The organism is Micromonospora sp. MH99, from assembly GCF_021442385.1.
Lineage (GTDB): Bacteria > Actinomycetota > Actinomycetes > Mycobacteriales > Micromonosporaceae > Micromonospora.
Genome location: NZ_MUZA01000012.1, coordinates 57,425 through 69,918, shown reverse-complemented (window position 1 = coordinate 69,918; position 12,494 = coordinate 57,425). Strand labels below are relative to the sequence as shown.

General features: G+C 70.6%; 9 protein-coding genes. 3 read left to right on the top strand and 6 right to left on the bottom strand.

What is annotated here, in order from left to right; genetic code table 11:
* Nucleotides 1-4 precede the first annotated feature (4 nt).
* Nucleotides 5-1,597, top strand: coding sequence for an arabinofuranosidase catalytic domain-containing protein (locus tag B0E54_RS09260; protein ID WP_234582891.1), 1,593 nt, complete (start codon nt 5-7; stop codon nt 1,595-1,597).
* Nucleotides 1,598-1,717: 120 nt separating this feature from the next.
* Here the strand turns inward: B0E54_RS09260 and B0E54_RS09255 are convergent, their stop codons facing one another.
* Nucleotides 1,718-2,335 (bottom strand): TetR/AcrR family transcriptional regulator, encoded by a 618-nt coding sequence (locus tag B0E54_RS09255; protein ID WP_234582890.1) that lies wholly within the window; start codon nt 2,333-2,335, stop codon nt 1,718-1,720.
* Between the two features lie 177 nt (nt 2,336-2,512).
* On the opposite strand from B0E54_RS09255, the gene B0E54_RS09250 reads away from it, so the two are divergent.
* Both B0E54_RS09250 and B0E54_RS09245 read left to right on the top strand, forming a co-directional pair.
* Nucleotides 2,513-4,153: an MDR family MFS transporter gene (locus tag B0E54_RS09250; protein ID WP_234582889.1), complete on the top strand. Its 1,641-nt coding sequence runs from the start codon at nt 2,513-2,515 to the stop codon at nt 4,151-4,153.
* 85 nt (nt 4,154-4,238) lie between these two features.
* Nucleotides 4,239-5,192 carry a phosphatase PAP2 family protein gene (locus B0E54_RS09245; protein ID WP_234582888.1) on the top strand — a complete coding sequence of 318 codons (954 nt, stop codon included), beginning with the start codon at nt 4,239-4,241 and terminating at the stop codon, nt 5,190-5,192.
* Between the two features lie 762 nt (nt 5,193-5,954).
* On the opposite strand, the gene B0E54_RS09240 is transcribed toward B0E54_RS09245, so the two are convergent.
* The 5 genes from B0E54_RS09240 to B0E54_RS09220 form a co-directional block, all read right to left on the bottom strand.
* The gene (locus tag B0E54_RS09240; RefSeq protein ID WP_234582886.1) at nt 5,955-6,524 is read right to left on the bottom strand and encodes a hypothetical protein; all 570 of its coding nucleotides are present in this window, start codon (nt 6,522-6,524) and stop codon (nt 5,955-5,957) included.
* Nucleotides 6,525-6,842: 318 nt separating this feature from the next.
* The gene (locus tag B0E54_RS09235; protein ID WP_234582884.1) at nt 6,843-8,336 is read right to left on the bottom strand and encodes an arabinofuranosidase catalytic domain-containing protein; all 1,494 of its coding nucleotides are present in this window, start codon (nt 8,334-8,336) and stop codon (nt 6,843-6,845) included.
* A gap of 666 nt (nt 8,337-9,002) precedes the next feature.
* Nucleotides 9,003-9,362 carry a hypothetical protein gene (locus B0E54_RS09230; RefSeq protein WP_234582883.1) on the bottom strand — a complete coding sequence of 120 codons (360 nt, stop codon included), beginning with the start codon at nt 9,360-9,362 and terminating at the stop codon, nt 9,003-9,005.
* 10 nt (nt 9,363-9,372) lie between these two features.
* Entirely contained in the window at nt 9,373-11,139 is a 1,767-nt protein-coding gene (locus B0E54_RS09225) for a hypothetical protein (protein WP_234582881.1), read from the bottom strand.
* A gap of 19 nt (nt 11,140-11,158) precedes the next feature.
* Nucleotides 11,159-12,082: a hypothetical protein gene (locus tag B0E54_RS09220; protein ID WP_234582880.1), complete on the bottom strand. Its 924-nt coding sequence runs from the start codon at nt 12,080-12,082 to the stop codon at nt 11,159-11,161.
* Nucleotides 12,083-12,494: the final 412 nt, after the last annotated feature.

Here is a 12,494-nt window from a genome sequence, read left to right as displayed (position 1 = left end):
CCTCGTGCGAACCCCGTCCCCCGCCGGGCCCGGCATGGCCCACGATCCCATCCCGAGACGTCGCCTCCCGCGCCTGGCCGTCCTGGCCAGCGCAGTGGCCGGCGTCCTCGTCCTCGTCACCGTCGGTGCGGCGGCCGGTGCCGGATCCTCCTCCGCCGAGGCCGCCGCCGCGCCGCTGGCCGCCGCCATCGCACCCGGGCAGAGCACCACCATCGTCGGCGTCCCGTCCGGTCGATGCGTCGAGGTCCCCAACTCCGGCACCACCAACGGCACCCAGACCCAACTGTGGGACTGCAACGGCGCGGCGGGGCAGACCTGGACCTGGACGTCGAGCAAGCAGCTCACGGTGTACGGCAACAAGTGCCTGGACGCCTCCGGCCGCGGCACCACCAACGGCACGCAGGCGATCATCTGGGACTGCAACGGCCAGACCAACCAGCAGTGGAACGTCAACAGCAACGGCACCATCACCGGTGTGCAGTCCGGGCTGTGCCTGGACGCCAACGGCGCGGCCACCGCGAACGGCACCAAACTGATCCTCTGGGCCTGCAACGGCGGCGCCAACCAACAGTGGACCTCGCCGACCACCCCGCCCACCACCATCCCGCCGACCACCACCCCGCCGCCGAGCGGCGCGCGCCCGTGCGACATCTACGCCTCCGGCGGCACCCCGTGCGTGGCGGCCCACAGCACGACGCGAGCCCTCTACGCGACGTACGCCGGCAACCTCTACCAGGTCCGGCGCTCGTCGGACAACACCACCCGCAACATCGGCCTGACCGGCACGGGCGGCACCGCCAACGCGGCGACGCAGGACTCGTTCTGCTCCGGCACGACCTGCGTGATCACCGTCGTCTTCGACCAGTCCGGGCGCGGGAACGACCTCTGGTACCAGGGCTCCAGCGTGGTTCCGGGCTCGCCGCAGAGCAAGCCGGCGACCGCGACCACGGAGTCCCTGACCGTCGGCGGCGCCAAGGCGTACTCGCTCTACATCAACCCCGGCAACAGCTACTGGCGCGACGGGCACCTGACCGGCGTGCCGACCGGCTCGGCGCCCGAGGGCATGTACATGGTGACCAGCGGGACCCACGTCAACAGCGGCTGCTGCTTCGACTACGGCAACAGCGAGACGACGCGCAAGGCCGACGCCGCCGGCGCGATGGACGCCATCAACTTCGGCAAGCAGTGCTGGTTCGGCGGTTGCTCCGGCAGCGGTCCCTGGGTGCAGGCCGACCTGGAGTGGGGCCTGTTCCCCGGTGGCAGCAGCTCGTGGAACCCGAACCAGCGGGCGTTCACCAGCAAGTTCGTCACGGCGACGCTGAAGAACAACGGCACGTCCCGCTTCGCCATGAAGGGCAGCGACGCCCAGTCCGGCAGCCTCTACACGCTGTGGGACGGCTCGCTCCCGTCGGGATACAGCCCCATGAAGAAGCAGGGCGCGATCATCCTGGGCAGTGGCGGTGACTGCTGCAAGCCGGACGGGGGCGCGAACCTGAGCGCCGGCACCTTCTACGAGGGCGCGATGGTGGCGGGTTATCCGTCCGACGCGACCGAGAACGCGGTGCAGGCCAACGTGGTGACCGCCGGTTACCGCTGACCCGTCGACGGCGGGCCTCGTCCGCCGGCCACCACCGCCGCAAGCGGTGGCGGCCGGCGCGACGGGGCCCGCCGTCGTTGCGCCGCGGGGCGCGCAGGGCGGCGGTCGGTGCGCGTGGCGTCAGGTCGTCGAGTCGTCTGCCGGTGCGGCCGCGGACGGGGGAGCGACCTCGGCGAGCGCGGTTCGAACGATCTCCAGCAGATCGTGGCCGGGATGGTCGATCCAGTGCTGGATGGCGACGCGCAGGGCGGCCAGGAACGTCGCGGTCAGCAGACGGGAGCGCAGCTCCACCGCCGTGCCGCTGAGCCGGTGTGCGAGCTCCGCCGCCAGCTCGCGCTCGACCGCCGTGTACGCCGCCACCTGGTATGCCGCCAGGCCGGGGTGCCCGCGCAGCTGCCGGCGTCGGGTCAGCCAGCCGCCGTCGCGATCATCTGATGATTCCCTGGTGACGTTTTCGGCCGCCCGGCTCAGCGCGGTCCACGGCGGCTCGGTGTTCGGCCGCTCGCACACCAGCTGCAACAGCCGCCGCAGGCGTACCGTGTCGCCGTGAAAGAGCGCCTCCTCCTTGCTGGAGAAGTAGTTCGAGAACGTCCGCCGGGAGACGTTCGCGGCGTCGGCGATCGCCTCGATGGTCACGCAGTCGGGGCCCTGCTCGGCCGCGAGGCGCAGGGCTGACTCGTGCAGGGCGAGGCGGGTGGCCGCCTTCTTGCGCTCCCGTAGGCCGGTGATCTCGTCCATCGCGCTCAGCGTACGTCGAGTGACCGGCTTCTCAATGTGCAAACTTGCCGACTAGGCAAGATCGGTAGATGCTTGCGTGAGGCAACCAAGTCAGGTGCGCGAATACGCGGGTTCGTGAGCCCGCGCAGCCCTGTTCGGCGTCGCCCTCGTCACCCACGACAAGCTGGAGGCCGCGCGATGAGCGCACCCACCACCACGGCCGGCACCGAGCCGATGACCCATCGGCAGACGCTCGAGGCGCTCAGCGGTCTGCTGCTGGTGCTCTTCGTCGCGATGTTGAGCAGCACGGTCGTCTCGACCGCGCTTCCCAAGATCATCGGGTCGTTGAACGGCTCCCAGAACCAGTACACCTGGGTGGTCACCGCGACCCTGCTCACCGCGACCGCCACGACCCCGATCTGGGGCAAGCTGGCTGACCTGTTCAACAAGAAGCTCCTCATCCAGGTCGCCATCGTGGTCTTTCTGCTGGGCTCGGTCATCGCCGGCTTCTCGCAGAGCGCGGGACAGCTCATCGCGGCCCGCGCGTTCCAGGGCATCGGAGTCGGCGGCCTGCAGGCCCTCGTCCAGGTGGCGATCGCCGCCATGATCCCGCCGCGTGAGCGGGGCCGCTACAACGGCTATCTGGGCGGCGTCATGGCTGTCGCGACCGTCGGCGGCCCGCTGCTCGGCGGCCTCATCGTCGACACGTCCTGGCTGGGCTGGCGCTGGTGCTTCTTCGTGGGCGTGCCGGTCGCCGTCATCGCGCTGATCCTGCTCCAGGCGACCCTGCACCTGCCGACGCTGCGGCGGGAGAATGTCAAGATCGACTACCTGGGCGCCACCCTGATCGCTGCCGGCGTGAGCGTGCTGCTGATCTGGATCTCCTTCGTCGACGGCTCGTTCGCGTGGGTCTCCTGGCAGACCGGGGTCATGGTGGGCGGCGCAGTCCTCCTGCTGGCCCTCGCGGTCTGGGTGGAGTCGCGGGCGGCCGAGCCGGTGGTCCCGCTCGGCATCGTGCGCCAGCACACCACCGCGCTGGCCATCCTCGGCAGCCTCGCGGTCGGCATGGCCATGTTCGGCGGCGCGGTCTTCCTCGGCCAGTACTTCCAGATCGGCCGCGGCTACAGCCCGACCGAGGCCGGTCTGCTGACCATCCCGATGATGGCCGGTGTCCTCGGCTCCTCGATCGTCGCCGGTCGGCTGATTACCAAGAGCGGACGGATCAAGCCGTACATCGTCGCCGGTTCGATCATCCTGGTCGCCGGGTTCGCGCTGCTCGGCACCATCGACCACGAGACGTCGCTCGTCCTGGTCGGCGTCGCCATGTTCATCGTCGGCACCGGCGTCGGCATGACCATGCAGAACCTCGTCCTCGCCGTCCAGAACACGGTGGCCCTCAAGGACATCGGCGCGGCCAGCTCCAGCGTCGCGTTCTTCCGGTCGCTCGGCGGCACCATCGGTGTCTCGGTGCTCGGCGCCGTCCTGGCCCACCGGGTCACCGACCAGATCACGCGTGACCTGACCGCCGCCGGGATCCCCGCCTCCGGCGCCGGCGGCGACAGCAACCTCAACATCACCGCGCTGCCCGACGGGATCCAGCACATCGTGCGGGCCGCGTACGGCGACGCCACCGGGCACATCTTCCTCATCTCGGCCGCGATCGGGGTGGTCGGTGTCATCGCCGCGCTCCTGCTCCGGCCGGTGACCCTGCGGACCAGCCTCGACCTGCCGGACGCCGCCACGACGACGGCGCTCGGCGCCGACGCGGTCGACGGGGCGCCCGCGTTCGACCAGGTCTCCGTCGACCCCGCGCCGAAGGGGGCGCCCGACCGGCGCTGACGTCCGACCCGCAGCGGGCCGCCACCGTCTCGGAGACGGTGGCGGCCCCATTTCACCCGGCGACAGTGACTGAATCGAGGCGCCTGTGGATATCGCCGAACTGGTGGTGCCGCAGCCGGTGGCACCCGGCCGGCGGGCCGCTCCGGCACGCCGCGCGGCGCGCGAGCTGCTGCTGGTCGCCACGCTGTTCCTGCTCTACAAGCTGGCGCGGATGGCGGTGGCCGGTCGGGTGTCGACCGCGCTGGCCAACGGCGAGTCGATCTGGCACCTCGAGCGGCTGTTCCACCTGCCCGACGAGGCTGCCGTCCAGCATCCGCTGCTCGCGAACGACCTGGTGGCACACCTGGCCAACGGCTACTACGCGTACGTGCACTTCCCCGCCACGGTGATCACCCTCGTCTGGCTGTACCTCCGACACCCGGCGCACTACCTGTGGACGCGTCGCGTGCTCGCCTGTCTCACCGCGGCGGCTCTGGCCCTGCACCTCCTGGTCCCGCTCGCGCCGCCCCGGCTGACCGCGCTCACGGGCCTGGTGGACACCGGCCGCCGGTTCGGGCCCACGGTCTACGGTCCACCCGACACCGACACCCTCAGCAACCAGTACGCGGCCATGCCGTCCCTGCACGTCGGGTGGGCGCTGGCCGTGGCCGTGGCCCTCGTCGCGGTGACCCGCGGACGCCTGCGGTGGCTGTGGCTGGCCCACCCGCTCGTCACCCTGCTTGTCGTCGTGGCCACCGGCAACCACTACTGGCTCGACGGTGTGGTGGTGGCACTGATGCTCGGGGTCGTCCACCTCCTCCTGCCCACGCCCGTCGAGCGGCCCGACCCGGACGGGCCACGGATGGCCCGACGCGTGCGTGGCTACGACAAGACCCCGGCTCGTGCGTGGCTAGGACAAGGCCCCGGCAGACGCGCAACTCACTCGGTGAGGCGTTGCGGCCACCCGGGCCACCGCCATTCACCGACATCGGCCCATGAGCGGCACAGACCTGTCGCGAGCACGCCGCCGAACGCGACAGTCCCCTCGTGCGACGCGTAGGCGACCCAGTCGTGCTGCTCGTCGGTCCACACGCCCTCGGCGCCTGTGTAACGCGGGGCGAAGATCTCGAGGTCGAGGATGTGGTCGGGGCCCCACTCGCGAATCTCGACAACACGCCGCCGTCGCAGGTTCAGCAGTGCCCGGCGGACCTGATCGACCCCGTCGTGCTCCCACATCGACTCACCGGTCAGCACCAGGACATCGGTTGGGACCTCATCGCTCACCAAGGGGTGCCAACAGTCGTCGCGTACACCCCACCGCTTCTGTAGCGACGTGCGCCAGGCCGACGACTCCCCGGTCGTCAGAACCCGGCGGTACGGGAGCGGGCCGCCGCGCAGGTCCGGCTGCCCTCTCCACCGCGGGACCTGCGCGGCGAACAGCCGGCGCTCATCGGCGATTGCCTGCGCCGCCACGTCGTCCGTCGGCGACGTGGTGAAATCGGAGTGCGCGCCGTATGCGGCAGCCAGCAGCGCTCCGGCGACATCGTCGAGGCTGGGAAGGCGGTCGGGATCGAGTCGTTCGACGTCAACGAGGATGGCCTCCACCACCTGGTAACGGGGAAAGATCCGCCGCGCATCCACCGTGTGGTGATAATCGTCGGGCTGGCGACCTGAGTTCGACAGTGTGCGGTACTCGGCTTGCAGCGACAGGTAGCGCGCCTCTAGGTAGCGACGCGCCATCGAATGCAGCACCGTGGAGTCCACGCGGCGTCTCCAATCGCTCTGCGGGCGGCGAAACCAGCTGCGACACGGCCACGAGATCTCAGCCCACCGGTACGCCGTACTCGCGCTCGGTGAACAGGTCGACGTCGCGCGGGCCCAGTTTGGCGACCCGGCGGGCGTGCAGGGCGAGCTGCCGACGTGCCTCGCCGAGGCGGCGGCTGGCGATCGTCATCTCGTCGGACGCCTCGAACGGCTCCGTTCCGCTGGCCCGCAGCGCGGCGGCCAGCACCGCGTTGAACGCGGTCATGAGGCCGTTGGCCAACGCGATACCGTCCTGGTCCGCGCGGGTCCAGATCTCCGACCAGGCGGCCTCCACGGTGACCATGTCCCGGGCCAGCCAGTCGTGCAGCCCCATCGGCCCCAGCGGCTTGTGCCCTCCGAGCAGCTCGTTACCCGCCTCCGGCAGGCCCGATCGCCAGTACCTGGTCTGCCGCAACGCCTCGGCCTTGTGGGCGAGGCGTAGGGCGCCGGACAGAACCAGGACGTACGCCCGCTGAAGCTCGGCGCGCTCCCGCTGCCGCCGCTTGATCCGACTGTGCACCCACACCACGGACAGCGATGCGAAGGCGGTGATGGCGGAGCCGAGCAGGGCGGCCAGGGTTGAGTTCACGCCGACATGATGCCTGCCGTCGCTCGGCGTCGCCGCGCGGGCTCACCCCGGCCGGAGTACCGCTCGGGGACCGATCGGTCGACCGATCCGCCCTGCGCGGCACCACCGACAACGTCCTTTGCCGGTTCCCGGTGGATGTACGGCGTCGGTCAGGCGTATTCGATCCGGTCTGTCGTGGCGGGTGGGGCGCGTGCGCGACGCGCGGCCCGAACGCACGCGTGGCCCGATCCGGGAGCTTTCCCGAGTCGGGCCACGCGGCGTAGCGGACCTGGCCGCGGCCGCCACACCCGCCGAGGCGGAGGTGGCGACCGCGGGATCTCAGCGGTAGCCGGCGGCGGTGATGTTCGCCTGCACCGCGTTCTCGGTCGCGTCAGACGGGTAGCCGGCGACCATCGCCCCCTCGTAGAAGGTGCCGACGCTCTGGTTGGTGTTGTCGATGCAGCAGTCCCCGCCGCTGCCGAGGATGATCGCGCCCTGCTTCCTCATCGGGCTGTACCCGCGTGGCAGCGACCCGTCATAGAGGGTGTAGAGGCCGCCGGACTGAGCGTTGCTGCCCTTGATGGCGAAGCGTGAGGTGCCGTTGTTCTTCAGGGTGGCGGTGACGAACTTGCTGGTGAAGGCCCGCTGGTTGCTGTTCCAGGAGCTGCTGCCGCCGGGGTAGAGGCCGTACTCCAGGTCGGCCTGCACCCAGGGGCCGGAGCCGGAGCAGCCGCCGAACCAGCAACTGGTGCCGAAGTAGATCGCGTCCATCGCGCCCGCGCCGTCGGCCCGGCGGGTGGTCTCGCTGTTGCCGTAGTCGAAGCAGCAGCCGCTGTTGACGTGGGTGCCACTGGTGACCATGTACATGCCCTCGGGGGCGGCGCCGGTCGGCACCCCGGTCAGGTGACCGTCGCGCCAGTAGCTGCTCCTGCCGGGGATGTAGAGCGAGTAGACCTTGTCGCCGCCGACCGTCACCGACTCCTTGTTCGCGACCGCCGGCTGGACGGCGCCACCGACGCCGCCGGCACCCTGGTAACCGAGATTGTTACCACGTCCGGACTGGTCGTAGATGATCGTGATGACGCAGGTGGTGTTCGCGCAGAAGCTGTCCTGGCTGGCGGCGTTGGCCCGCCCACCGGGCGACAGCACGCCGATGTTGCGGGTGCTGTTGTCCGAGGATCGGCGTACCTGGTAGAGCGAGCCGTTGTAGGAGGCGTACAGGGCTCGGGTGGTGCTGTGCGCCGCGATGCAGGGTGTGCCACCGGCCGTGTAGATGTCACAGGGCAGCGTCGTGCTCGGCGGCGGCGTGGTCGGCGGTGGGGTGGTGGGCGGCGGGGTGGTCGGCGGTGGCGTCGTGGGCGGCGGCGTCGTGGGTGGTGGCGTGGTGGGCGGCGGGGTCGTCGGGCTCACCCCTCCCGTGCAGGTGGTGCCGTTCAGGGCGAAGGACGCCGGCTCGGGGTTGCTGCCGGTCCAACTGCCGTTGAAGCCGAAGCTCGTGCTGCCGTTGGTGGGAATGCTGGCGTTGTAGGGGGCATTGGTGACGGTGACCTCGCTGCCCGCCTGCGTGTAGCTGCCGTTCCACAGTTGGGTGACGGCCTGACCGGCGGCGAAGGTCCAGGTCAGTCGCCATCCGTTGACGGCGTCGCCCAGGTTGGTGACGGTGACGTTGGCGCCGAAGCCACCCTGCCACTGGGAGCTGACCGAGTAGGTGACCTGGCATCCGGCGGCGGCCGCCGAGGCGCCGGTCTGGGTGAGGGCGGCGCCGACGAGCACGAGTGTGGCGGCGGCGGCGATGAGCGCAGGCCGCCGGTGTTGGGGTTGTCTGAGTCGCACGTGCTCTCCTCATCGGTGAGAGATTGACGATGTGCGGGGGCCGGCCCGTTCCCCCTGCTCGGGCCCGGACTCTGAGCAGGGGGACGGCGGGCGTGGCCCGGTCTGCGGCCGCGTACGACGACACCGGGGCCGTGCTGCGCCGGGAGAGCCGTCACGACGGCGCGGTCGGCGGGACAGGCGGTTCGGTACGTGGCGATACGGTTGCCGGCCACCGCCCGCGGCCCTGCCCGGGGACGCGGCGGTGATCGATGAAGTGGCCGTGGCCTGGAATCGTCCGGCCCTCGGCGCGAGTCGCCCGGTGGTGATCTCGGGCCGTCCCGTGCCGGCCACGCTCCACCCGCCCACGCCGCGAACGATGTCGACCGCACAGCCGGGACCAGCGATGACAGGCCCTTCGTGACGGTCGGATTACGCTCAGATATCGACGGTCGTCGGCTACGTTAGCGTTAACAGGATGGCATGTCCATAGACGACCGTTGGTATCTTGCCCGGCTGCTCCTGGTCGGCGGGGTCCACATTCCGCCGCGCGCACGGTCGGACCGACGGTGTTGGCGCTAACAGCAGCGTGACTCACCCAGGGGTCCGCCGAGGACCTGCGGACCCTCCCGGGAGTGCGCGTCGCACCGGCCACCGGGCCCGCTCACGGCCCGGGAACGTCCCCACCGGTCAGAGCGGCCAGTGCTGAGAAACGATGTCGATGGCGGCCTGGACCGCCTCGGCCAGCGTGCCGCCGACCGTGGCCAGCGCGGCAAGTGTCTCCAACGACGTCAGCACCGGCTTGGGATCCGGCTGCCGTTGCTCGCGGGCGACCTCGATCGCGGCCACTTCGCGGTCGGCGCGCTCCGGGTCCTCGAAGTCGCCGACATGCTCCTTCAGGGTGCGCAGCAGCGCGTCGAACCGCTCGGCGAGGTCGTTGGTCCCGTTGTGCTGGACCATCGTGAAATGGTCGCTGGCGAAGGCTTGCATACCACCATGGATCGTGTTGTGGAACACGATCGACCGGGCCGGCTGATCCGGGTCCGCCATCGAGGGCCTCCTAGTTGTGCTGTTCGAATTTGACATTGGAGCTGTCGAACGCCTGCTGACCGCCGAAGATGTTGTTGACGTTGCCGAAGATGTTCTGGGCCTCGGACGCGCGCTGCACCAGATTGCCGGTGTCCAGGCCACGCTCGCTCAGGAACGACACGACCGCCTCCAACACGGCCCGCTCCAGGAGCTTGGTGTACTTCCACTCGTCGAGCAGTTGCAGGTGCTTGACCGCGTTCCGCTCGGCGACGAGCTGACGCACACTGACCCGGGCGCCGTAGTCGTGCGTCCGGAACTGCTTGCTCGCGGCGAACGCGTCGTCCATCCGGGTCTTCATGCCTCGATCGTGCCGCAGCCGCTTGACGAGGCGCCAGCCGCTGAGCACCGAGTCGGTCACCATGTTGGCCAGCACGTCACGCACGATCCGGACCATCGACTGCTCGGGTTGCAGCCGATCGACAAGCGCGTACCGGCCCTTGATGGGTGGCATCACCGTGGTGACGAACTCGACGTAGAGCAACCCACCCTCGACGGCGACGTGCACGAACGCGGAGATGTCGATGCCGAGGCTCTGCTCGGGCAGCACGAGTCGTCCGTCCGCGGTGTGCAGGGGCTTGCCGGCGCCGCTGACGACGATCCGGTCGTAGTAGCGCAGGCCACCCTGTGGATGCCGGACGATCACGTCGATCACCTCTTCCGAGGCGCGGCTGCGCGGCATCCCGGTCTCCGGGTCGAGCAGCGGGTCACCCTGCCGGCGTACCCCGTCGGCGACGATGTGCGGCACCAGGGAGAGCCCCGGCACCCGGACGGCGCGGGGGAGTGGATCCTCCCGCATCCGCCGGACCGCCGCCCGGACGTGCGCGGTCAGCGCGGGCCCCAGCTCCGCCTGGTCGATCGGTGGGGCCTCCGGGCCGCCGTCCTGGCCGGCGACCCGGCGGGAGGCGGGCCGCACCGGGATGGCGTACGACCAGCCGTGTTCGGCCGCACCGCAGCCCAGAAAGGGATCCCGCTCCTGGACGGTGATGTTGCCGTACTGGGCGCGGGCCACCAGGTCGAGTCGGCGGGCCACCCGTTCGTTGGGCAGAGTCGGCAGGACCGGTGGCCTGCCGGGGCCCAGCTCGCCGGTCAGGATCCGGTGGGTGGTGCGCTCGAACCGGACGAGGACGACGAGCGTGGCGATACCGAGCAGGAGGGGCAGCCAGGCCAGGAACCCGAAGACGCCGGCCGCCATCCTGATCTGCAGCGCCTCGACCAGTGAGTCGCCACTGAGGTCGGACCCGGTACCCAGCAGGGAGTCGATGAAGATCTGAAGGCCGGTGGACACACTGACCAGGGGCAGCACGAGCGACAGGCCGCCGGTGCACAGCACGATGGTGATCAGCGTGCCGAACAACAGGAAGCGGACCGGCAGGGACAGCTCGCGCAACTCCCGGGACCGGGCCAGCAGCACGATGAGCCCGAGCACCACCCAGCCCACCGTGGCGGTGATCGAGGTCAGCACACCGATGACGAGCAGCCCGAACAGGAGGCTGTCGCGGACCAGGTAGCGGCGCTGTGCCCGGAAGCAGTGTCGGACGACCGCGTTGAGGTCGAAGCCGAACGAGGGCGCGACGGCACGCCGCTCGTCCTCGATCACCTCTCTGATCACCGTCTCGGCGTAGTCCTGGTCGAGGTAGGCCGCGCCGCACAGGTGCCGCGTGGTGTCGGACAGCCGCGGCGGCATCTGGTACGACGGGAAATCGAAGTGGTCGGTCTGTGCCGCCTCGGTCACCGTCACGTCGTCATCTCCGGGCTCCCTAGATTTCCTTGCTGGTGCGGGTGGGCAGCCCGCATGAGACGGCGATCGGGTTCCACCGGCGCAGAAACTCGTTCTTGGCCTTCTGGGACTGCTCGGAGAGCTGGTTGCCCCGTTGCCAGTTGGCGTCGAGCGAGCAGCCGGAGTTGATGGAGCGTCGCGTCCAGGCGGCGTAGGCCGCGTCCGCGTCCCCGGCGTACGTGAAGGCGGAGACGAGGTGGGAGCGCATCGCCGGACCGTCGGTGAGCGCGTCGACGGTCAGTGCGGCGGCCTGGTCGCGCTGGGCGCGGCGTTGGCGTGTCACGCCGTTCAACAGGCCGAGCGAGCGGTTCAGGTCACGGCACTCACCCACTGCCGCGATGGCCGTGGCCAGGTCGCCGCGCGAGGCGATCGACTCCGACAGCAGCGCGTCCACCGCCTCGGCCTGCGTACGTCGTCGGGCGTCCGGATCGTCACTCACCGTCGGTGTCGGTGTCTCCGGGCCGAACGTCGTCGGGACCGGGTCGGGCGTCGGCGGCGTCCCGGTGGGCACCTCGTCCCCGGGGGTCGGGGTCACCGAGGTGGACGTCGCCTCGGAGACGGCGTCGGGCAGCGGCACTGTCAGGCCCGCGACGAGCGCCACCGCGACTGTCACCACGAGCGTGGGCACCAGAAGCTGGAGCCCTCGCCGCAGGTCACCGTCACGCCCGTCACCACGGGCCGCGCGCGCCCACAGGTGCCCAGGTGACTCGGGTACGCCCCGGACGGCCGTCAACAGGTAGATGGCGACGGCGAGGGCGGCGAGCACGTAGTGCCACAGGGCCAGTCGACCCGGCACCTCGGACGGCTCCTCGGCGCCCCTGGCGAGCGCGATGAGCAGGAGCACCAGCACCCAGCCGGCGAACAGCACCGCGCACACGAGCAGATCCCACAGCGGGGGCGACACGGCAGCCCCCGACAGCGCGCCCGAGGCACCGCCGACGACTGGCGACCCTCCCCACGACGAGGCCTCGACCGGTGTCGCGTTGAGAGGTTCGTCCGCGACGGGTGTCGCGTTGGGAGGTTCGGTCGCGACGGAGGACGCGTGAGGCGGAGGCTCCGGCTGCGGCGCGGCGGCGCCGGGCAGGGCCGAACCGCACCGTTGGCAGGTGGGGAGCGCCGCATCGGTGTCGGCCCCACAGGTGACGCAACGCATCGATCACCGCCTTCCCCGGCAGGCGCTTGTCACGGTGGACCTTAGTGACGAGATCGATGTGCGACATCCTCCGCCCGGGCCGGCGTTGGCGATCGCGGATATCCGACAGTCCCCAGTGGAGCAACCGGCCCGGGTCGGGCGAGGAGAGCCGAGCGGATCCGGC

Coding starts and splice junctions, on each gene's coding strand:
- B0E54_RS09255 (WP_234582890.1), bottom strand. CDS start 2,335: ATGGACGAGATCACCGGCCTACGGGAGCGCAAGAAGGCGGCCACCCGC.
- B0E54_RS09230 (WP_234582883.1), bottom strand. CDS start 9,362: ATGGCGGACCCGGATCAGCCGGCCCGGTCGATCGTGTTCCACAACACG.
- B0E54_RS09250 (WP_234582889.1), top strand. CDS start 2,513: ATGAGCGCACCCACCACCACGGCCGGCACCGAGCCGATGACCCATCGG.